20 protein-coding genes are annotated in these 21,381 nt (G+C 72.4%); 16 read left to right on the top strand and 4 right to left on the bottom strand.

Features of this window, described 5'->3' with window-relative positions; translation table 11 throughout:
* Positions 1-97 precede the first annotated feature (97 nt).
* The gene (locus F8O02_RS05180) at positions 98-847 is read right to left on the bottom strand and encodes a GntR family transcriptional regulator (RefSeq protein ID WP_179416353.1); all 750 of its coding nucleotides are present in this window, start codon (positions 845-847) and stop codon (positions 98-100) included.
* Positions 848-1,004: 157 nt separating this feature from the next.
* Between F8O02_RS05180 and deoC the strand changes: the two genes are divergently transcribed.
* The 9 genes from deoC (at position 1,005) to F8O02_RS05135 (ending at position 11,169) form a co-directional block, all read left to right on the top strand.
* On the top strand, positions 1,005-1,958 hold the full coding sequence (gene deoC / locus F8O02_RS05175; RefSeq protein ID WP_158036175.1) for a deoxyribose-phosphate aldolase: 954 nt from the start codon (positions 1,005-1,007) through the stop codon (positions 1,956-1,958).
* A 140-nt stretch (positions 1,959-2,098) separates the two neighbouring features.
* Positions 2,099-2,812, top strand: a complete 714-nt coding sequence (gene dapB / locus F8O02_RS05170; protein WP_158036174.1) for a 4-hydroxy-tetrahydrodipicolinate reductase — start codon at positions 2,099-2,101, stop codon at positions 2,810-2,812.
* 4 nt (positions 2,813-2,816) lie between these two features.
* On the top strand, positions 2,817-3,353 hold the full coding sequence (locus F8O02_RS05165; RefSeq protein ID WP_225734125.1) for a DUF485 domain-containing protein: 537 nt from the start codon (positions 2,817-2,819) through the stop codon (positions 3,351-3,353).
* Positions 3,354-3,362: 9 nt separating this feature from the next.
* Positions 3,363-4,355: a 4-hydroxy-tetrahydrodipicolinate synthase gene (gene dapA, locus F8O02_RS05160; RefSeq protein WP_225734124.1), complete on the top strand. Its 993-nt coding sequence runs from the start codon at positions 3,363-3,365 to the stop codon at positions 4,353-4,355.
* Between the two features lie 147 nt (positions 4,356-4,502).
* Positions 4,503-6,230 (top strand): ribonuclease J, encoded by a 1,728-nt coding sequence (locus F8O02_RS05155; RefSeq protein ID WP_404821179.1) that lies wholly within the window; start codon positions 4,503-4,505, stop codon positions 6,228-6,230.
* A 64-nt stretch (positions 6,231-6,294) separates the two neighbouring features.
* A complete protein-coding gene (locus tag F8O02_RS05150) occupies positions 6,295-9,054 on the top strand; it encodes a DNA translocase FtsK (RefSeq protein ID WP_158036173.1) in 2,760 nt (919 codons plus the stop codon).
* The gene (gene pgsA, locus F8O02_RS05145; RefSeq protein WP_318655770.1) at positions 9,051-9,707 is read left to right on the top strand and encodes a CDP-diacylglycerol--glycerol-3-phosphate 3-phosphatidyltransferase; all 657 of its coding nucleotides are present in this window, start codon (positions 9,051-9,053) and stop codon (positions 9,705-9,707) included. Before F8O02_RS05150 ends, pgsA begins: the two co-directional genes overlap by 4 nt.
* Positions 9,707-10,225 (top strand): CinA family protein, encoded by a 519-nt coding sequence (locus F8O02_RS05140; RefSeq protein WP_158036172.1) that lies wholly within the window; start codon positions 9,707-9,709, stop codon positions 10,223-10,225. Before pgsA ends, F8O02_RS05140 begins: the two co-directional genes overlap by 1 nt.
* 122 nt (positions 10,226-10,347) lie before the next feature.
* Positions 10,348-11,169, top strand: coding sequence for a sulfurtransferase (locus F8O02_RS05135; protein ID WP_218859821.1), 822 nt, complete (start codon positions 10,348-10,350; stop codon positions 11,167-11,169).
* Positions 11,170-11,173: 4 nt separating this feature from the next.
* On the opposite strand, the gene F8O02_RS05130 is transcribed toward F8O02_RS05135, so the two are convergent.
* Positions 11,174-12,631 (bottom strand): amino acid permease, encoded by a 1,458-nt coding sequence (locus F8O02_RS05130; RefSeq protein WP_158036170.1) that lies wholly within the window; start codon positions 12,629-12,631, stop codon positions 11,174-11,176.
* A gap of 268 nt (positions 12,632-12,899) precedes the next feature.
* Here F8O02_RS05130 and F8O02_RS05125 point away from each other — a divergent pair, with 268 nt between their 5' ends.
* From F8O02_RS05125 to dapF, 7 genes are all read left to right on the top strand, one after another.
* Positions 12,900-13,235 (top strand): helix-turn-helix domain-containing protein, encoded by a 336-nt coding sequence (locus tag F8O02_RS05125; RefSeq protein WP_158036169.1) that lies wholly within the window; start codon positions 12,900-12,902, stop codon positions 13,233-13,235.
* A gap of 3 nt (positions 13,236-13,238) precedes the next feature.
* Complete coding sequence (locus F8O02_RS05120; protein ID WP_158036168.1) at positions 13,239-13,466, top strand: DUF3046 domain-containing protein; 228 nt, start codon at positions 13,239-13,241, stop codon at positions 13,464-13,466.
* Between the two features lie 152 nt (positions 13,467-13,618).
* Complete coding sequence (recA, locus tag F8O02_RS05115) at positions 13,619-14,680, top strand: recombinase RecA (protein ID WP_158036167.1); 1,062 nt, start codon at positions 13,619-13,621, stop codon at positions 14,678-14,680.
* A gap of 185 nt (positions 14,681-14,865) precedes the next feature.
* A complete protein-coding gene (locus F8O02_RS05110; protein ID WP_179416352.1) occupies positions 14,866-15,441 on the top strand; it encodes a regulatory protein RecX in 576 nt (191 codons plus the stop codon).
* A gap of 162 nt (positions 15,442-15,603) precedes the next feature.
* Positions 15,604-17,217 (top strand): tRNA (N6-isopentenyl adenosine(37)-C2)-methylthiotransferase MiaB, encoded by a 1,614-nt coding sequence (gene miaB / locus F8O02_RS05105; RefSeq protein ID WP_225734122.1) that lies wholly within the window; start codon positions 15,604-15,606, stop codon positions 17,215-17,217.
* A complete protein-coding gene (miaA, locus tag F8O02_RS05100) occupies positions 17,214-18,209 on the top strand; it encodes a tRNA (adenosine(37)-N6)-dimethylallyltransferase MiaA (RefSeq protein ID WP_179416351.1) in 996 nt (331 codons plus the stop codon). Before miaB ends, miaA begins: the two co-directional genes overlap by 4 nt.
* A complete protein-coding gene (gene dapF, locus F8O02_RS05095) occupies positions 18,206-19,081 on the top strand; it encodes a diaminopimelate epimerase (RefSeq protein ID WP_158036163.1) in 876 nt (291 codons plus the stop codon). Before miaA ends, dapF begins: the two co-directional genes overlap by 4 nt.
* Positions 19,082-19,174: 93 nt before the next feature.
* On the opposite strand, the gene F8O02_RS05090 is transcribed toward dapF, so the two are convergent.
* Complete coding sequence (locus F8O02_RS05090; RefSeq protein WP_158036162.1) at positions 19,175-19,600, bottom strand: type II toxin-antitoxin system PemK/MazF family toxin; 426 nt, start codon at positions 19,598-19,600, stop codon at positions 19,175-19,177.
* Positions 19,600-21,366: a cation:proton antiporter gene (locus tag F8O02_RS05085; protein ID WP_158036161.1), complete on the bottom strand. Its 1,767-nt coding sequence runs from the start codon at positions 21,364-21,366 to the stop codon at positions 19,600-19,602. Before F8O02_RS05085 ends, F8O02_RS05090 begins: the two co-directional genes overlap by 1 nt.
* Positions 21,367-21,381 lie beyond the last annotated feature (15 nt).

The following is a 21,381-nucleotide window of genomic DNA, read 5'->3' as shown; positions in this document are numbered from 1 at the left end:
GGTCTGCTGGGGCTGCTGTGCTGATTCTTCGTACGTCATTGGAACAGGGTACGACGTGGAACGACTCGAGGGGAGGGGAGGAATCCCCACTCCCCGGTCAGAAGCGCAGATGCAGGCGGAAGTAGGCCGGGTCCATCTGCGACTCGACGTACTCGGCGAGCGCGCCGTCCGCCGTCCGCGTCACGCAGCGGGACACGAGGACGGTCCCGCCGGCCGGCAGGCCGGCGTCGGCCCCGGTGCACGCACGCCACAGCGCGGCGTCCTCCGCGTCGAGGGCGCCCACCTCGACCCACTGCTCGCCGGAGGCAGGGGTGAGCCCAGCGGAGCGGAGCGTGGCGACGATCGAGTCGTCGACCAGGCCCCGCTCCGGCAGGTCGGCGAGGGGCGGGACGGCGGGCAGCAGCGAGCACTCCAACGAGATGACCCGGTCGCCGACGACGCTGCGCACGCGCACGACGCGCAGCAGGCACGCGGCGGGCGGACGGGCGACAGCGCCGATCGCGGCGGGCAGCGCGTCGGCGTCCACGGCGGTGATCGACACCAGTCGCACGTGGTTGACCGCTCCGCGCTGCTGGATCGCCCCGGCCCACCCCAGATGCGGCTGCTCGTCGACCGGTCGGAAGGCCACGAACGACCCGACCCCGGGACGGGTGACGATGAGCCCCTGGTCGGTGAGCAGGGCGAGCGCCTGGCGGACGGTGTTGCGGCTGGCCGCGAAGCGCCGGCCCAGCGCGGTCTCGCTCGGCAGCGGCTCGTCGGCGGGGAAGTCCCCGCGGCGGATCTGCTCGAGCAGGGCCTTGGCGATGCGCTCGTGCTTGAGCGGGACGCGACGCGGACTCGAGGGCATGGCCTCCATGGTAGCCGGGGCGGGCGCACCGACCGTGCTCCGTGTCGCGCGGGTCGGCGCGGCCGGGTCGGGGACCGCCGGAGGGGGACGGCCCGCGGTCCGGCGCTCGCGACCGGGCGCGAGCCGGGCGGCGTGAGGTGCGGCCTAGACTTGCGGCATGACCGACCTGACGACCGTCCTGGAGACCAGCCACCGCCTGCTCGACGGTCCGCCGACCGAGGCGCGCCTGCACGAGCTGATCGACGGGGTGCCGCACGTCGCCCCGGAGGAGCTCGAGCCCTGGGTGAGCGCGCAGCTCGCGCAGGCGCGCCCGCCGGTGGATCTCGCGGGCCTCGGCGTCCTCACCGGGCTGATCGACCTGACGAGCCTGGCCCCCGACGACACCCCGGAGCGAGTGCGCGACCTCGTCGCCCGGGCGGTGCGCCCGGCCGGGGAGACCGCGGACGCCGTGGCGCTGCCGCCGACGGCCGCGGTGTGCTTGCATGCCGACTTCGTCGCCCCGGCACGGCAGGCGCTCGACGCGGCGGACGCCCCGGTCGCCCTGGCCGCGGTCGCCGGCGGATTCCCGCACGGACGCTCGCCGCTGGCGGCGAAGGTCGCCGAGGTGCGGCACGCGATCGACTGCGGCGCCGACGAGATCGACATCGTGATCGACCGGGGCGCGCTCGTGAGCGGTCGCCTGGCCGACGTGCACGCCTGGGTGTTCGACGCCCGGCGCCTGGTCGAGCGGGGCGACGGCAGCCGCGCGCTGCTGAAGGTGATCCTCGAGACCGGCGAGCTGCCCTCCTATGACCTCATGCTCGCAGGCGCGTTCCTCGCCCTGCTCGGCGGTGCGGACTTCGTGAAGACCTCCACGGGCAAGGGGCGGCGCGGGGCCACGCCGGAGGCCGCCGCGGTGCTGCTGCAGGCCGTGGCGCACTGGGAGGCCGAGACGGGGCAGCCCCGCGGGGTCAAGATCGCCGGCGGGGTGCGCACGGTCGACCAGGCGGCCGGGTACGTGCGGCTGGCGCGGACGTTGCTCGGCGATGACGCGATCTCCCCGGCCCGCCTGCGGTTCGGCGCCTCCGGACTGCTCGACGACGTGGTGCGCCGCCTCGACCCCCTGCGCTGACGGGGCCGGGCCGACGGGCGTGGTCCCGTCCTGCGGAGTCGCCCCGTGGGACGAAGGTTCCGGGGATGTCCGGCGGCATCCCGTGGCCGGTGGATCGAGACCCACACCACCCGCCGGGGCCTGGCCCTATCATGGGGACCATGACTCTCAGCATCGCCGTCACCGGCGCGACCGGCCGGATGGGCCGGCTCGTGCAGGACATCATCGAGCACGACGACGGACTCGCCCTCCACGCCGCGCTCGACTCCCGGTCGGATCTCGCCGCCATGGACGGCGCCGACGTCGTCGTGGACTTCACCACCTACGACGCGAGTCGCCGCATCGTCGAGCACGCGCTCGACGCGGGCCTCGACATCGTCGTCGGCACCTCCGGGTGGACGGCCGAGCGGATCGCCGAGGTCGCCTCGCGCGTGGAGCGGTCGGCGCTCGACATCATCCCGAACTTCTCCGTGGGATCGGCGCTGGCCACCCGGTTCGCGGAGCTCGCCGCGCCGCTGTACGACTCGGTGGAGATCGTCGAGGCGCACCCGGCGCGCAAGCGGGACTCGCCGTCGGGCACGGCCGTTCGCACGGCCGAGCTCATCGCGGACGCCCACGGCGGTCCGTACGACCAGCCGCACCCGGAGCAGCCCGCGCGGGGTCAGGCGGTGGCGGGCATCCCCGTCCACTCGCTGCGTCTGCAGGGTGTGGACGCCGTGCAGCAGGTCGTCTTCGGCGGCGCGGCCGAGACGCTGCAGCTGCGTCACGAGACGCTGAGCATCGACGCCTATCGGGACGGGATCGCCCGCACCATCCGGCACGCCCACGAGCACACCGGCGTGACGGTCGGGCTCGCCGACGTGATCGGACTGTGACCCGATGACCGCGGGGCCCCAGCTCGACCGGCGCGGCCAGCGTCGCTCCTTCGCCTGGGCGATGACGATGATCGCCTTCCTCGCACTGTACGTGCTCGTCGTGTTCCAGCGGGCGATCATCCTCATCGGCGTCGACGACGTGATCGCCCGGGTGATGGGCGTCTGCCTGCTGCTGTTCCCGCTGCTCGGGGTGTACGCCATCTGGGCGGAGATCCGCTTCGCGGTCGACGCGAACCGGCTCATCGAGCGGCTCGCCGAGGAGGAGGGACTGCCCACCGACGACCTGCCGGTGCTGCCGAGCGGTCGAGCTGACCGCGCTGTCGCGGGGCGGCGCCTCGAGCGCTACACGCGTGACGCCGACGCGCATCCCGACGACTGGAGGTCTCTGCTGCGCTGCGGGCTCATGCTCGACGCGGCCGGGCACCGGCGGGAGGCCCGGCGGGCGATCGTCGACGCGATCCGGGCCGAGCGGGCCGGACGCGGCACGGCCGCCGCGGCGTCGTCGCCGGGCGCCGGCCCACATGATGGGGATCAGGAGTAGACTGGCGCGGTGCACAACTCTGACGTCATCGAACAGCTCGGACAGGTTCTCGTCGCCGTCGTCACCCCGATGCGGTCGGACGGCGAGGTCGACTGGCCCGGGGTCGAGGCGCTCATCGACGGCTGCGTGACGCAGGGCGCGGACGGCATCGTCGTCAGCGGCACCACCGGCGAGACGTCGACGCTCACCGACGCCGAGAAGATCCAGCTCGTGCGCACCGCGAAGCAGGTGGCCGGCTCCCGCGCCCGCATCATCTCCGGCGGGCCCTCCAACGAGACCGCGCACGCCATCCAGCTCGCCCGCGAGTCCGCGGCGGCCGGCGCCGACGGCATCCTGCTCGTCACCCCCTACTACCTCAAGCCCACGCAGGCGGGCGTGCTCACGCACATCCGCATGGTCGCCGACGCGACCGACCTGCCGGTCATCCTGTACGACATCCCGGGGCGCGCGGGCATCCCGCTCGCCTACGACACGATCCTGCGCGCGGCGAAGCATCCCAACGTCGTCGCGGTCAAGGATGCGAAGGGCGACTTCGCCCAGGTGTCGCACGTCTTGGGCGAGACCGACCTCGCCTACTACTCGGGGGATGACACGCACGCGCTCGCGCACGCGGCGATCGGCGCGGTCGGCGTGGTCAGCGTCACCGCGAACATCGCCTCCGCCGCCTACCGGCGCATGTTCGACGCCGTCAACGCCAACGACTTCGCTCAGGCACTCGAGATGCACCGGGCGCTCGAACCGCTCGTGCGCGCGACCATGACGCACATCCCCGGCACAGTCTCCACGAAGTACATCCTCCACGGGCTCGGCCGCATCGGAAGCCCGCGGGTGCGGCTGCCTCTCGTGGGGCCGGAGGAGGCCGAGGCCGCGGTCATCGAGGCCGACATCGCCGAGGTCGGCGAGATCCCGGGCGTGGACTTCAGCGACTTCCGCCCCGACCGCAATGCCGCGGCCGGCGGGGCGCTGCCGCGCATCCCGGGGGCGGCGCGTCGCAACGCGTGACCGCATGACGCCTGTCGCCGCGAGGTCGGGCGAGTGGCCGGGGATCCGGCCGAGGAGCTTTGTCGATCGCGAGCGGTTCGCGATCCGAGAGGAAGAGGAGCGCCGTCCGTGCGCTCATGAACCGGGGCACTCCTGTGCCCGGAAAGGCTGAATTTGTCTGCAACAGTGATCCAGCAGCCGCCGAAGCTGCGCCGTGACACCCTGCGCATCACCCCGCTCGGCGGGCTCGGCGAGGTGGGGCGCAACATGACCACCTTCGAGATCAACGGGCGCATCCTCATCGTGGACTGCGGCGTGCTGTTCCCGGAGGACACCCAGCCGGGCGTCGACCTCATCCTGCCCGACTTCGCCCCGATCGCCGACCGGCTCGACGACGTCGAGGCGCTCGTGCTCACCCACGGGCACGAGGACCACATCGGCGCGGTGCCGTACCTGCTCAAGCTGCGCCCGGACATCCCGATCATCGGCTCGCGTCTGACCCTCGGGCTGACCGAGGCGAAGCTCAAGGAGCACGGGATCACCCCGGAGTCGATCGTGGTCGAGGCCCGGGACAAGCTCACCGTCGGCGAGTTCGTCCTCGAGTTCTTCACGGTCACCCACTCCATCCCCGACTGTCTCGCCGTCGGCATCCACACGAAGGCCGGCACGGTGCTGCACACCGGCGACGTCAAGGTCGACCAGACCCCGATCGACGGACGGGTCACCGACTTCCAGGGGCTCGGTCGCCTCGGCGCCGAGGGCGTCGACCTGCTGCTGATCGACTCCACGAACGCCGATCGGCCCGGCTACACGCCCTCGGAGCGCAGCGTCGGCCCGACGATCGATCGCATCATCCGCGAGGCGAAGCACCAGGTGATCGTCTCCACGTTCTCGTCGCACGTCCACCGCGTGCAGCAGATCGTGAACTCGGCGGCGCGGGCCCACCGCAAGGTCGTGTTCGTCGGCCGGTCGATGCTGCGCAACCTCGGCATCGCCCAGGAGCTCGGCTACCTGCACATCCCCGACGGCGTGCTCGTCGACCTGAAGAAGGCCGTGAAGATGCCACGCGAGAAGGTGGTCTACATCTGCACGGGCTCGCAGGGCGAGACGCTCGCGGCGCTGTCGCGGATCGCCAACGGCGTGCATCCCTCGATCACGGTCGAGGAGGGTGACACGGTGCTGCTGGCCTCGTCGCTCATCCCGGGCAATGAGAACTCGGTGTACGCGCTGATCAACAAGCTCATCGACAAGGGCGCCGAGGTCTTCCACAAGGGCAACGCGCACGTGCACGTCTCCGGGCACGGCAACTCCGGCGAGCTGCTGCAGTGGTACAACGTCGTGCGGCCGAAGATGGCGATGCCCGTGCATGGCGAGGTGCGCCACCTGCACGCGAACGCGGATCTGGCCACCTCCACCGGCATCGCGCCCAAGGGCGTGGTCATCGCGCACTCCGGGTCGATTGTCGACCTCGCGAAGGGCCGGGTGAAGATCACCGGGCAGTACCGCAACGACCACATCTTCGTCGACGGCTCGTCCATCGGCGAGATCACCGAGGACGACCTGCGCGACCGGCGCATCCTGAGCGCCGAGGGGTTCATCACCGTGATCGTGGGCATCAACCTCGAGACCGGGCACATCGTGGTCGGCCCCGACATCCAGTCGCGCGGCCTCGCCGAGGACGACCGCGTGTTCGAGCCGCTCGTGAAGAAGGTCGTCAAGGCGCTCGACGACGTCTACGCGCAGGGCGAGCGCAGCACGCAGGCCATGCAGCAGGTGGTGCGTCGCACGCTCGGTCGCTGGGTGAGCCAGAAGCTGCACCGCAAGCCGATGATCGTGCCGATCGTGCTCGAGGCCGAGAGCGTCGACGACGTCGAGATCGTCAACGAGAGCGACTGACCGCCACGACGGGCGCCCGCGTGTGCGCGTGCGCCCGTCGGCGGGGGCGGGTAGCGTTGACGGCATGGCCCGTCGAACCCGCGAGAAGTCTGCCCCCGAGACGGCGAGGACCCGTGTGCTCGACACCGGGGCGCAGCGCGCCGCGGGGGAGGGATTCGGGGCGTTCCTACGCCGGGTGTGGGTCGCCTGCGCGCACGGGGTCGGCGCCGCGGCGCGCTCGTTCGCGCCCGACCGGGTCGCGCCCGAGGACCGCCGCGACGGGCTGCCGTTCACCCTCGTGCTGCTGGCCGCAGCGGGCGTCGTCGTCGAGTGGTTCCTGCCCGGCACCGCCGCCGGGGCGTGGCTGCACGACGTGACCTTCGGCGCCCTGTTCGGCGGATCCGCCGTGCTGCTGCCCGTGCTGTTCTTCCTGCTCGGGCTGTGGTTGTTCCACCACCCCGCGAGCAGCGCCGACACCGGGCGGCTCGGCATCGGCGTGGCCTTCTTCATCGCCATGCAGGCGGGTCTGTGGCAGATCGCCCAGGGGAACCCCGCCCCGAGCGACGGCCTCGCGGTGATCGCCGCGGCCGGCGGGGTGGTCGGCTACACCGTCGCCGTCGCGCCGATGGCCCTGACCGCCTGGTTCGCCGTGCCGGTGCTCACCGCGCTGCTCGGGCTGAGCGTGCTCGTCATCACCCGCACCCCGCCGAACCGGATCGGCCGACGGCTGCGGGAGCTGTACCGCGCGCTGTTTGACATGGACGCGCCCGCGGACGAGGCGGTGGCGACCACGTCGTCCGCCGCGCCGCACGGCCCCGGCCTCACCGCGGAGAAGAAGGCCCGGGACCGCCCGCCCGCCCGCCCGACCAGGGCGGAGCGTCGCGCGCGGAAGGCGGCGGAGGGCGCGGAGCACGCCGCCGCCAGCGCCGTCGAGCCCGCCGGCACGGACACCGAGGCCGTCGCCGCGCTGTTCGACCTGCCCGACGAGCCGGCCGCGACGATCCATGACGCGGCGACCCAGCAGACCACCGTGCTCGGCGCGGGCGACACCGCCGCGGCGCCCGCCGACGAGCCCGACGAGTTCACCCCCGAGCCCAGCGCGCTCGACGACCCCGAGCATCCCTACCACCTGCCGAGCCTCGACCTGCTCTCCCGCGGCGCCCCGGCCCAGGCGCGCACGAAGGTCAACGACGAGGTCATCGCGCAGCTGACTGAGGTGATGCGGCAGTTCGGCGTCGACGGGAGGGTCTCCGGGTTCAGTCGCGGTCCGACGGTCACCCGCTATGAGGTCGAGCTCGGTCCCGGTGTGAAGGTCGAGCGGTTCACGGCGCTGAGCAAGAACATCGCCTACCAGGTCGCCAGCGCCGACGTGCGCATCCTCTCGCCGATCCCCGGCAAGAGCGCCATCGGCGTGGAGATCCCCAATCGCGATCGCGAGATCGTGCACCTGGGTGACATCCTGCGCTCGCCGGCCGCGCAGAAGAGCCACCATCCGCTCACGATCGGCGTGGGCAAGGACGTCGAGGGCGGGTTCGTGCTCGCGAACCTCGCGAAGATGCCGCACCTGCTCGTCGCCGGCTCCACCGGCTCCGGCAAGTCGAGCTTCGTCAACTCGATGATCACCTCGATCCTGCTGCGGGCCACCCCAGCCCAGGTGCGGATGATCCTCGTCGACCCGAAAAGGGTGGAGCTGTCGAACTACGCGGGCGTGCCGCACCTGATCACCCCGATCATCACGAACCCGAAGCGAGCTGCTGACGCGCTGCAGTGGGTGGTCAAGGAGATGGACCACCGCTACGACGACCTCGCCCAGTACGGTTACAAGCACATCGACGACTTCAACCGGGCCGTCATCGCCGGCGAGGTCACCCCGCCGGAGGGATCGAAGCGTGTGCTGCGCCCCTACCCCTACCTGCTCGTGGTCGTCGACGAGCTGGCCGACCTCATGATGGTCGCGCCGAAGGACGTGGAGGACTCGATCGTCCGCATCACGCAGCTCGCCCGGGCCAGCGGCATCCACCTTGTCCTCGCCACGCAGCGGCCGAGCGTCGACGTGGTCACCGGGCTCATCAAGGCCAACGTGCCCTCCCGGCTCGCGTTCGCTGTCACCAGCATCACCGACTCCCGGGTCATCCTCGACCAGTCCGGCGCTGACAAGCTCATCGGCCAGGGCGACGCGCTCTTCCTGCCGATGGGGGCGAACAAGCCTGCCCGCGTGCAGGGCGCCTGGGTCGAGGAGGACGAGATCCACCGGGTCGTCGAGCACGTCCGCGAGCAGGCGAACCCCGAGTACCGCGAGGACGTCACCACGGCGCCGGAGGCCGAGCACAGGCACGTCGACGCCGACATCGGCGACGATCTGGAGGATCTGCTCGCCGCCGCCGACCTCGTCGTCTCGAACCAGTTCGGGTCGACCTCGATGCTCCAGCGCAAGCTGCGCATCGGCTTCGCGAAGGCGGGGCGGCTCATGGACCTGCTCGAGTCGCGGGACATCGTCGGCCCGTCCGAGGGTTCCAAGGCCCGGGACGTGCTGGTGGGGCCGGAGCTGCTGCCGAACGTGCTCGCGTACCTGCGCGGCGAGCGCGCCTCCATCCACGACGATGACGCGGACGCCGCGCCCGCGCCGCAGGGCTCGCCCGGCGCGTCGGACGCCGGTGGCCGTCCCGCCCCGGCGGCGGGGCGTGCGGGCGGGTACACCGGTCCGGACGAGCATGCCCCGACCGGGCCCGACGCGCGCGGCGGGGACCCCCGCCGTCCGGTCGTGCCGAACGTCGACCTGGACGACCTGGCGCGCGGCTCTGACGTGCCCGGAGGCGACGACGCCTGGAGGTTGACCGGACGATGATGACCACTCCCACCGCAGCGCACGCCCCGGGGACGGGCCCGTCGCCGTGGAACCTGCCGAACCTGATCACCGTGGTGCGCATCCTCTTCGCCCCGGCGGTGCTCGTGCTGCTGCTCGTCGACGTCGACGCCGGCGGCGCCGCCCGCTGGTGGGCGACGGGTCTGTTCATCGCGGCTATGGCGTCCGACGGTGTGGACGGGCATCTCGCGCGCTCGCGTGGTCAGGTGACCGACTTCGGCAAGATCGCCGATCCGATCGCCGACAAGGGGATGACGGGGCTCGCGCTCATCGGGCTGAGCGTGCTCGGCGACGTGTGGTGGATCGTGACGATCCTCATCCTGCTGCGCGAGGTCGGCATCACGGTCTATCGCATCGTCGCACTGCGCGCCGGGCTCGTGATCCCGGCCTCTCGCGCCGGCAAGCTCAAGACCGTCGTGCAGTCGGTCGCGATCGCCGTGGCGCTCAGCCCGTTCGCGCTCCACATCGGCTGGATGCGCTGGACGGCCTGGGTGCTGCTCGGCGCTGCGGTCGTGCTCACCGTCTACAGCGGTGTGACGTACATCGTCGACGCGGTGCGCGGGCACCGGCAGCGCGCCGCCGGGACCGACGCGACCGGCGCGACCGGCGCGTCGGGAGAGGAGGGACGCGCATGATGACCGATCCCAGGGAGGAGCAGCAGGTCAGCCGACAGGCGTTCATCATCCAGCAGTACCGACGGCTGGGCCTCACCATCGCGGTGGCCGAGTCGCTGACCGCCGGACTCGTGGCCGCGACCCTCGCGGACGTGCCGGGCGCCAGCCACGTGCTGCTGGGCGGGATCACCGCCTACCAGACGCCGCTGAAACACCGGCTGCTCGGCGTGGACAAGGCCCTGCTCGAGGAGCGCGGCGCGGTCGATCCGCAGGTGGCTGAGGAGATGGCGCTCGCCGCGCGCGAGCGCCTCGCGATGGGTCCGCTCGTCTCGGTCGTCGGGATCTCCACGACCGGGGTCGCCGGGCCGGACTGGCAGGACGAGCAGCCGCCGGGAACGGTGTTCATCGGACTCGCCGCGGAGTCGGGCGTCGAGCACTTCGCCCACCACTTCGGCGGCGGCCGGCAGGCGATCCGCGAGGCGACCGTGGCCGCCGCGCTCGATCACCTGTGGGAGCACATCGATCTGGGGCTGCGCTGATGGCCGGGGACGACGCGGGCCTCGAGGGGGCCAGGATCGACGCGGGTGTCGCGGCGGTTGACGCCCGACCCGGCCCGGCCGCCGGCACCGCGGCGGTCCCGGCCGATGCCTCCGGGCCGCTCATGTCCGTCGGCGAGCTCGCCGCGCTCCTCGCGTCCGGCGGCGACCCGACGGTGCTCGACGTGCGCTGGACGCTTGGCGCGACCGATCCCCACGGCGCGTATCTCGCCGGTCACCTGCCCGGCGCCGTGTACGTCGACCTGGACACCGAGCTGGCCGATCCGCCGTCTCCGCAGCGGGGACGCCACCCGCTGCCCGCCCCGGAGCGCCTGCAGCGCGCGGTGCGCCGCTGGGGACTGCGGCCGGGGCGGCCGGTCGTGGTTTGCGACGCGGCGGGCGGCACCTCCGCCGCGCGCGCCTGGTGGCTGCTGCGCGACGCCGGCGTCGCCGAGGTGCGGGTGCTCGACGGCGGGCTCGACGTGTGGCGGGCCGCCGGCCTCCCGATCGAGCCGGGCGAAGTGGTCCCGGCCCCCGGGACGCTGCGGATCGCCCCCGGACACCTGCCGCGGCTCGATGCCGACGCGGCGGGCGCCCTGCCCGCATCCGGCGTGCTGCTCGACGCCCGGGCGGGGGAGCGGTACCGCGGTGAGGTCGAGCCGGTCGACCCGAGGGCCGGGCATATCCCGGGCGCGGTCAGCGCGCCGACCACGGAGAACCTCGGAGCCGACGGCCGGTTCCGTGCTCCCGAGGTACTGCGCGCCCGCTTCGCCGCGCTCGGTGTCGATGGGCGCCGCCCGGTCGGGGTCTCCTGTGGGTCGGGTGTGACCGCCTCGCACACGGTGCTCGCGCTCGCCGTCATCGGCGTCGAGGCCGCACTCTATCCCGGCTCTTGGAGCCAGTGGTCGGCCTCTGGGCGCCCGGTGGCCACCGGGCGGCGCCCCTGACTGGTCAGCGGGCGCGGTCTCCCGGGGCCGCCTGGGCGTCTTCTGCCGGGGAGGCGCTGGCGGCCTCCGGTTGCGCGCCGTGTCGGCGTGTGACCAGGCTGTGCATGACGCCGATGAGCCAGATGATCGCGGTGATTATGACGGTGCCGACCAGCTGCAGGCGCGCCGCCGGGTCGGCGAGCATGAGCAGGGCGAAGCCGAGCAGGCCGACGAGGCCGACCCAGGTCAGCCAGGGGAAGCCCCACATCCGCATCCGCAGCTCGCCCGACCGCTCGAGGCGCGGGCGCAGCCGCAGCTCGCTGGCGAGGATCATCACCCAGATCACCAGCAGCGCCGAGCCCACGGCGGAGAGCAGGATGGTGAAGACCTGCCCAGGCACCCACCAGTTCAGGAACACACCCACGAGCGAGAGCACGATCGAGACCGCGACCGCGGTGACCGGCACGTGCCGGCGGGAGAGCCGCAGCAGCGGGCGGAAGCCCTCGCCGCCCGTGGAGAGCGACCAGGCCATGCGCGAGGTGGCGTAGATGTTCGCGTTGAACGCGCTCAGCAGGGCGAGGGCCACGATGATCTGCATGATCGTCGCGATCGCCGGGATGTGCGCCAGCTGCAGCACGGCGACGAACGGGCCGTTGGCGCCGGTCAGTGCCGCGTCGTCCCAGGGCAGCAGCGTGGTGATGACGAGCATGCTGCCGATGTAGAAGATGAGGATGCGCCAGAAGATGCTGGCGGTGGCGGCCCGGATCGCCTCGCTCGGGTGGTCGGCCTCGGCGGATGCGATCGCGATGATCTCGATGCCGCCGAAGGAGAACATCACCGCCAGCAGGCCGGCGGCGATGCCGGCGACGCCGTGCGGGGCGAAGCCGCCGTGGCCGAGCAGGTTCGCCATGCCGGGGGCACCGTCGCCGATGACGCCGAGGATGAGCAGCACCCCGATGACGAGGAACAGGATGACGGTGGCGACCTTCACCCCGGAGAACCAGAACTCGAACTCGCCGAGGCTGCGCACGCCCCACAGGTTCACCGCGCCGAACGCGACGACGAACACCAGTGCCCACACCCACTGCGGCACGGCGGGCACGAGCGCGTTGAGGATGCCGGCGGCGCCGCTGATCTCGGCGACGAGCACCATGATGAGCATGAACCAGTACAGCCAGCCCAGGGTGAACCCGGCCCGGCGACCGAACGCGTCGCGGGCGTAGGTGGCGAACGAGCCGGTGGAGGGACGCGCGGCGACCATCTCGGCCAGCGCCCGCATCACGATGAGGACGATCGCGCCGGCTACGGCGTAGGAGACGATGATGGCGGGGCCCGCGGTGGCGATGCCGGCGCCCGAGCCGAGGAAGAGGCCGGCGCCGATGGCGGAGCCGAGCCCCATCATCGTCAGGTGCCGGGTGCGGAAGCCCCGGCGGGCCGAGACCTCGGTGTTCGCGGGCTGCGCCGCGTCGGATGTGCTGCTCATCGTCGAGTCTTCCCTCTTCCCGCGGAACCGGCCGCGCTCGACTTCAAGTGTACCGGGGCCGGTGGGGGCGGCCCCGGAGGGCGGGAATAGCAGTCGGGACGGCGGCGTTCGGATGAGGAGCGCGCGCGGATTCGCCGACCGGTTGTGCGGTGGCTGTCATCTCCGGGCGATTCCAGCCGGATGACGGGGGTGTGGACTACGCTGGACACACCGCGGACACACCGCGCAGGAGCAGAGCAGAGGCCCGGGAGGCCGGAGAGGAGAACCGATGGTGTTGCTTCGTCAGGAGCTCGGTGACGTGCTCCGGGATCTTCGGCAGCAGCGGGGGCACACCCTGCGTCAGGTGGCCGGTCGTGCGAGTGTCGCGCTGGGGTACCTCAGCGAGGTCGAGCGCGGGCAGAAGGAGGCCTCGAGCGAGATCCTCGCCTCGGTCGCCGAGGCCCTCGATGTGCCCGTCTCCGTGATCATGCGGCGGGTGAGCGACCGCATGGCCGTGTTGGAGGGACTTGGCGCCAATCCGTTCGACGATCTCGCCGAGATCCCGGACATCTTCCCCGAGGAGCTGCTCGACGGGGTCGACGACGTCGTCCCCTCAGGCCGCTGACCGATGCGCACCAGCCAGTTCTGGCAGCTGATCGCCGACGAGTTCGGCGATGCCTACGGGCGGGTGCTGGTCGAGGATCTCGTGCTCGGGGAGTGCGGGGACGTGACCGGGCGCGTCGCGCTCGATCGTGGTGATGACCCCCGCGTCGTCTGGCTCGCACTGTGCCGTGCGACGGAGGTGCCGAAGAGTCGCTGGCACGGGATCGAGCGGAAGCACCGGCGTCGCGGCTGATTCGAACATCTGTTCGAATCCTCTGCTAGTCTGTCTGCAGACGGGGCGCCGGAGGCGTCGGCATTCCACTGGGGCCCCGGAGTGACGGGTCGATGTCAGTGGTCACACCTACAGTCGCGAGTGACCCACATCGACCAGAGTGAGGAAGCGGAATGGCTGCAGCAAACGATCGTCAGAAGGCACTCGACATGGCGCTGGCCCAGATCGACCGGCAGTTCGGCAAGGGCTCGGTGATGCGCCTCGGCAGCGACGAGCGCGCCCCCGTCGAGGTGATCCCCACCGGGTCCATCGCCTTGGACGCGGCGCTCGGCATCGGTGGGCTGCCCCGCGGGCGCATCGTCGAGATCTACGGCCCCGAGTCCTCGGGCAAGACGACGGTCGCCCTGCACGCGCTCGCGAACGCGCAGCGCGGCGGCGGCATCGCCGCGTTCATCGACGCCGAGCACGCGCTCGACCCGGACTACGCGCACAAGCTGGGCGTCGACATCGACCAGCTGCTGGTGTCACAGCCGGACACGGGTGAGCAGGCGCTCGAGATCGCCGACATGCTCATCCGCTCCGGCTCGATCGACTGCATCGTGATCGACTCGGTCGCTGCGCTGGTGCCCCGGCAGGAGCTCGAGGGTGACATGGGCGACTCGCACGTCGGCTTGCAGGCGCGACTGATGAGCCAGGCGCTGCGCAAGCTCACCGGCGCGCTCGCCCATTCGAAGACCACCGCGATCTTCATCAACCAGCTGCGCGAGAAGGTCGGCGTGTTCTTCGGCAGCCCCGAGACGACCTCGGGCGGCAAGGCGCTGAAGTTCTACGCGTCGGTGCGGCTCGACATCCGGCGCATCGAGACGCTGAAGGACGGCGGCGTGGCGGTGGGCAACCGCACGCGTGTGAAGGTCGTGAAGAACAAGATGGCCCCGCCGTTCAAGCAGGCCGAGTTCGACATCCTCTACGGGGAGGGGATCTCCCGTGAGGGTGGTCTGCTCGACTATGGCGTCGAGCATGGCTTCGTGCGCAAGTCCGGTGCCTGGTACACGTACGAGGGCGAGCAGCTCGGGCAGGGCAAGGAGAACGCCCGGAACTTCCTCAAGGAGCACCCGGAGATCGCCGACGAGATCGAGACGAAGATCAAGGTCGCCCTCGGCATCCTCAAGACGCCGGAGGAGGCCGAGGCCCCGGTCGCCGCGACCGACGAGCAGCGCGTCGCGAAGGGCGCGTGATGGGGGACGACACCATCGTCAGCCTCGACGCATGGCGCGGGGAGACACGAGGCGGTCGCTCCGGGGGCCGACGTGCCCCGGAGCCGCATCCTGCGACGGAGGTCACGGGCTCAGGGCATGTGGCCGGGCGACCGGCCGGGGAGGAACCGGCGGCGGATGCTGCCGGGGCCGCGTCCGTCAGGTTCGTGACGGTCGAGTCCACGGAGCCGGCCGAGCGGCTGGCGACGGTGACCCCGCTCGGCGGAGCGGCCGAGCCCGTCTCCGACTCGGCGGCGGACGCCCTCGCGGCCCGGCTGGGCACGTCGGCGGATCTGCTGCGGGCCCGCGCCGAGCTCGACCGGCTGACGAGCCGTCGGGATCACACGATGGCCGAGCTGCGCCGGGCTCTGGAGGCGCATGAACTGTCCGAGAGTGCGATCGATCAGGTGCTGCAGGAGGGCGTCGATCGCGGCGACATTGACGATGCGCGTCTGGCCGAGCAGCTCGTCCGGGCGCAGCTGCGCCGGCGCGGCCAGGGCGCCACGATGATCCGGCGGACGCTGGAGGAGCGCGGGTTCGAGCGGGAGACGATCGAGGCGGCGCTCTCCGCGGTGGGCGCGGACGCCCAGATCGCCGAGGCCGAGCGGCTCGCCGCGAAGCGGCTGCGCGCCGTCGCGATGCAGCCGATCCCCGTCCAGCGGCACCGGATCGGCGACACCCTGCGGCGTCGTGGTTTCGATGCCGAGGTGATCGAGGCCGCGCTGCGCGCCGTGCTCGGCTGAGCCCTGCAGCGATGGCCGCGGCCCGTCTGCCACGCCGTCGGTCGGGGCACGACCGATCCGCGCAGGTCTTCGACCGCTCTATCGCACCGGGTATCGACGCCTCGGCCCGGCTGCCGCGCCGGTCCGCGCGGCAGCCGGGCACCCCATAGAATGGCTGGCATCATGACCACCCCCGCGAACACCGCCACGGCCGGAGCCCGCACCCGCACCTACGAGGTGCGCTCGTTCGGCTGCCAGATGAACGTCCACGACTCCGAGCACCTGCGCGGCGAACTGGAGGCCGCCGGCTACGTCGAGGCGACCGACGGCGACCCGGACGTCGTCGTGCTCAACACGTGCGCCGTCCGCGAGAACGCTGACAACCGGCTGTACGGCACGCTGGGTCACCTGGCCGGCGTCAAGCGCGAGCACGACGGCATGCAGATCGCCGTCGGCGGCTGCCTCGCGCAGAAGGACCGCCGTCAGGTGCTCGATCGCGCCCCTTGGGTCGACGTCGTCTTCGGCACGCACAACATGGGGGCGCTGCCCGTGCTGCTCGAGCGCTCTCGGCACAATCACGAGGCCCAGGTCGAGATCCTCGAGTCGCTCGAGGTCTTCCCCTCCACGCTGCCCAGCAAGCGGGAGTCGCACTCGTCCGGCTGGGTGTCGATCTCGGTCGGCTGCAACAACACCTGTACGTTCTGCATCGTCCCCGCGCTGCGCGGGAAGGAGCGTGACCGCAGGCCGGGCGACATCCTCGCGGAGATCAAGACCCTCGTGCAGCAGGGGGTCATCGAGGTGACGCTGCTCGGCCAGAACGTCAACTCCTACGGCGTCGGCTTCGGTGACCGGCGTGCGTTCGCCGACCTCCTCCGCGCCGCGGGCGCCATCGACGGGCTGCGCCGGCTGCGGTTCACGAGCCCGCACCCGGCGATGTTCACCGACGACGTGATCGACGCGATGGCCGAGACCCCGACGGTCATGCCGCAGCTGCACATGCCGCTGCAGTCCGGCTCCGACCGGGTGCTGCGGTCCATGCGCCGCTCGTACCGCACGAAGCGGTTCCTCGGCATCCTCGACCGGGTGCGCGACCGGATGCCGGATGCGGCGATCAGCACCGACATCATCGTCGGGTTCCCCGGGGAGACCGACGAGGACTTCGAGCAGACGCTCGACGTCGTGCGCGAGGCCCGGTTCGCCCACGCGTACACGTTCCAGTACTCGAAGCGCCCGGGCACGCCTGCGGCGGAGATGCCTGACCAGGTGCCCAAGGCGGTCGTCCAGGAGCGCTACGAGCGGCTGCTCGAGCTGCAGAACACGATCTCGCTCGAGGAGAACCGACGTCTCGTGGGGCGCACCGTCGAGCTGCTCGTCACCCCGGCCGAGGGCCGCAAGGACCACGCCACGCACCGGCACACTGGCCGGGCGCGAGACAACAGGCTCGTCCACTTCAGCCTCCCCGAGGGCGTCGCCGCGCCGCGACCGGGCGACCTGATCACCGTGCCGGTGACCGGTGCGGCCCCGTTCCACCTGCTGAGCGACCCCGGCGCCGCCGACCAGATCCGCGTCGAGCGCACCGTCTCCGGGGACGTGTGGGAAGCCGCACAGGCCGACCCGGCCGCCGACGACCGCCGGGTCTCGCTCGGCATCCCCACGATTCGCCGGGGGCCAGGCGAGAGCGGCACGCCGACGCCGGCAGCGGGGGATGCACAGCCGGCCGCCGCGCAGCGGGCGGGCACCCGACCGGCCGATGCGACGGCGGCCGTGCAGGCCGACCGCTTCCCGCCCCGCCCGTGAGCCTCGTCGTCATCGGGGGCGCCACCGCGACGGGCAAGAGCGCGATCGCGGTGGCCGTCGCCCTCGCCCTGCGCGAGCGGGGCGTCACCGCCGAGGTGGTCAGCGCGGACGCCATGCAGCTGTACCGGGGGATGGACATCGGCACGGCGAAGATCACGCCCGCGGAGCGGCAGGGCGTGCCCCACCATCTGCTCGACGTGCTCGACATCGCCGAGGAGTCGACCGCCGCCCGGTACCGGGCGCCGGCCAGACGGGCCATCGACGACATCCTCGACCGGGGCGGGGTCGCGCTGCTCGTCGGCGGCTCCGGGTTCTACCTGGACGCGGTGCTCGCCGATCGCCCGATGCCCGGCACCGACCCCGAGATCCGGGCGCGCATCGAGGCGGAGACCAAACGGCTCGACCCGGCGGGGTTGCGCGCCCGGCTGGCCGCCGTCGACCCGGTCGCGGCCGCCCGCATCGACCCCCGCAACCGGCGACGCGCCATCCGCGCCCTCGAGGTGCACGCCATGACGGGCCGTCCCTTCAGCACGTTCCGCGCCGACCCGGGGCGCCCCTGGCGACCACACCGGCTCTACGTCGTCGAGGACGACCGGGCGCGGCTCGACGCCCGCATCGCCGACCGGGTGCGCCGGATGTGGCGCGACGGCATGATCGCCGAGGTGCGTGCGCTGCTCGCCCGCGGGCTGCGCGGGGCGCCCACCGCGTCCCGGGCCACGGGGTACCCGCAGGCGGTCGCGCAGATCGACGGGGTCATGGACGAGGCAGAGGCGATCGCCGCGACCACGCGCGCGACGACCCGGCTGGTCAAGAAGCAGCGCACCTGGTTCCGGCGGTATCCTGAGGCGGTGCGGCTGCGCACACCTGCCGGGCCGGGGGACCACGCCGCGGTCGACCGCATCGTCGCCGACGTGCTCGCCGACCGAGCCGGTCGGGATGATGCGCGGCCCGACGCCGCGGACGGGGGCGACGGAGAGGACCGGACACGATGACCACCATCCATTTCACCAAGGGACAGGGCACCGGCAACGACTTCGTGCTCGTCGAGGATCCGGACGGCCGGCTCGACCTCGACCAGGCCACGGTGGCCCGGCTGTGCGACCGGCACTTCGGGGTCGGCGCCGACGGGCTCATCCGCGTCGTGCGCACCGCGCGCAGCCCGGAGGCGGCGGGGCTGCTCGCCGAGGAACCCGATGCGGAGTGGTTCATGGACTACCGCAACGCAGACGGCACACTCGCCGAGATGTGCGGCAATGGCAGCCGCGTGTTCGCCCGCTACCTGACCGAGCACGGGCTCGCCGCCGCACCCGCCGGGGGCACGCTGCCGATCGCCACCCGCGCCGGGGTGAAGGATCTCCAGGCCTCCGGCGACGGCTTCCAGGTCGACCTGGGTCGCTGGCGGCTCGTTGATGGCGACGTCACGGTCGCCGCCGACCGCGGCGGGGTGGCCCGGCCCGGCCTCGGCATCGATGTCGGCAACCCGCACGTCGTGGTGCTGCTGCCGGACGAGGACGCGTTGCACGCGCTGCACCTCGCCGACGTGCCGACGCTCGATCCGGCGCCGCCCGCCGGCGCGAACGTGGAGTTCGTCGCCCTCGCCCACCCTCCGGTCGTCGACGGCATCGGACGCATCGCGATGCGCGTCCACGAGCGCGGGGTGGGGGAGACGCTCTCCTGCGGCACCGGCACCGCCGCCGCGGCCCTGGCGACCCGGCACTGGATGGGCGATGGCGCGCCCGACATGTGGCGGGTGGACGTGCCCGGTGGGCGGCTCGCCGTGCGGATGTTCCCCGCGGAGGACGGCGAGCACGTCGCCCTGGGCGGGCCGGCCGAGCTCGTCTACGAGGGCGACATCCGGATCTGACCGGCTCCGGGGACGTCCGCGCCACCGGCGTCCGGAGGACGTCCCGGCAGGCGGGCGACAGCGGCGGCGCGCGGTGCTCCCGCGCAGCGCCGATCAGTCGCGCAGGCGCAGCCGCCGGCGGAGCGCCCGGGCCTGCATGCGGTCGAGCGCGGCCTCGGCGTCGCGGACCTCGGAGTGGTGGATGCGCAGCAGATGCCGCACGTCGGCCCAACTGCCCCGGCCGGAGCGATCCCACACCCCGTACCCCAGGAACAGATGGTCGTCGTCGGCGTCGTGATCACGGCTCGTCATCCCGACGAGCAGCAGATCGCCGCGGTCGGCGAGCGTGCCGAGCACCACGCACGGGCGGTCCTTGCCCTGCCCGGGGGCCCGCGAGCCGAAGGGCACCCACGCCCACACGACGTCGCCGAACGCGTGCCCGGTCGCCGCGTGGGCCGTCCCCCAAGACGTGTCGGCCCGGGCGAGCTCGCGCCAGGCGACGCGCTCGCAGCGTCCCGCGCCAGCGGCCCACCAGGACATCAGCGGCCTCCGGTGACCGAGCGGTCGAGGGCGAGCTCCTCGGCGTCGAGGCCGTGCATGACCTCGCGCATGACCTCCTCGTCGATCGCGCCGCGTTCGCGCTCGCGCAGCAGGAAGTCGCGACGGGCGGCGAGCACCTGTCGGCGCAGGTCGGTGATGTGCCGGGCCGTCAGCGCCGTCATCGACTGCTGCTCGGCGGCGTCGAGCTGATGCTCGAGGCGGCTCAGTCGTGACTCGATGCTGCTGACCGCCCGGTCGACGGCCTCGTCGCCGTACTTCGCCCGCCAGGTGCCCTCCTTCTTCTTCACGAACCTCGTCGCCTCGCTCAGGCTCGTGCGCAGCAGGCGCTGGCGGGCGACGCGGTCGCGCCGGCCCTGCGTGGCGTCCTCGACCCCGAGCCAGCGGATCAGGACGGGCAGCGTCAGCCCCTGCAGCAGCAGCGTGCCGACGGTGACGACGAAGGCGGTGAACACGAGCATGTCGTGCGCGGGGAACCGCGAGCCGTCGGAGAGCGTCGCCGGGATGCTCAGCGCGCCGGCCAGCGTGACCACGCCGCGCATCCCCGACCAGGAGAGCACGAGCAGCTCGCGCCAGTTCAGCGGATCCTGGCGGCTGCCGAACGCCCGCACCGTGTCCTTCGTGCGCACGGCGATGCGCCGGCTGGTCGAGTTCTCCGGGGTGAGCACCATGATCGAGCGGGTGAGCAGGCTGGGGCCGGCCTGCGCGGCCTTCCCGTCACTCGGTGCGGTCTCGTCCGGGGCGCGTCGGCGCAGCAGGTTCGTGAGCACCTGCAGCCCGTACATCGCGAAGATGAACGCGGGGCGCACCAGGATGACCGTCGTGAGCACGGCGAGGGCGGTGCCGGTGCTCACCGCGACCCCGCGCACGCTGTCGAACAGCGTGACCGTGACGCTGTGCAGCTGCAGGCCGATCAGGGCGAACACCATGCCCTCGAGCAGCACGTCGATCGCGGCCCACAGGGGTTCGTCCTGCAGCCGCGTGCGGTAGCTGAAGGTCGGGGAGTGGTAGCCGACGAGCAGGCCGGCCGCGACGACGGCGAGCACGCCGGAGCCGCCGAAGTGCTCGGCGCCCGTGTAGGCGAAGAAGGGCAGCAGCAGGCCGAGCAGCGACTCGATGACCGGGTCGTTCAGCCACCGCCGGCTCCACACGTACAGCTGCCCGATCGCGAGCCCGATCGCGAGCCCCACGGCGACCGCCACGGCGAAGATGCCCAGATCGTCGGTGAGGGTCAGGGCGGTCCCGCTCACGAGGGTCAGCGCCACCTTCATCAGGGTCAGCGAGGTGGCGTCGTTGATCAGGCTCTCGCCGAGCAGCACGGTCATCAGTCGGCGGGGCAGGTTGAGCTTGCGGCCGATGGAGGCCGCCGAGACCGCATCCGGCGGGGCGATGATCGCCCCGAGCAGCAGGGCTGCGGCCCAGTTCATGTCGGGGATCATCCGGTAGGCCATGAAGCCGGCGGCGGCCGCGGTGACGAGCACGAGCACGACGCCGAGCATCGTGATGTCGCGGGCGTTCTTTCGGAAGCTCAGCACGGAGATGTTGAGCGCCGAGGAGTACAGGAGCGGGGGCAGCACGAGGGTGAGGACGAGCTCGGGGTCGATCGGCACCTCGGGCATGAACGGCAGGAACGACAGCGCGGAGGTGAGGATGACGATGACGAGTGGTGAGGACAGCCCTCTGCGACGTGCGAACGCGGTGATGAGCACCGCGACCGTGAGCACAGAGAACAGCACCAGTTCGTTCATCGGGCCTCGCCTTCG

It is taken from the genome of Pseudoclavibacter caeni, from assembly GCF_008831125.1.
In the GTDB taxonomy this organism is placed as follows: domain Bacteria; phylum Actinomycetota; class Actinomycetes; order Actinomycetales; family Microbacteriaceae; genus Pseudoclavibacter_A; species Pseudoclavibacter_A caeni.
Note: the sequence above shows the minus strand (reverse complement) of the source record. Positions and strands in the feature narration are given on the sequence as shown.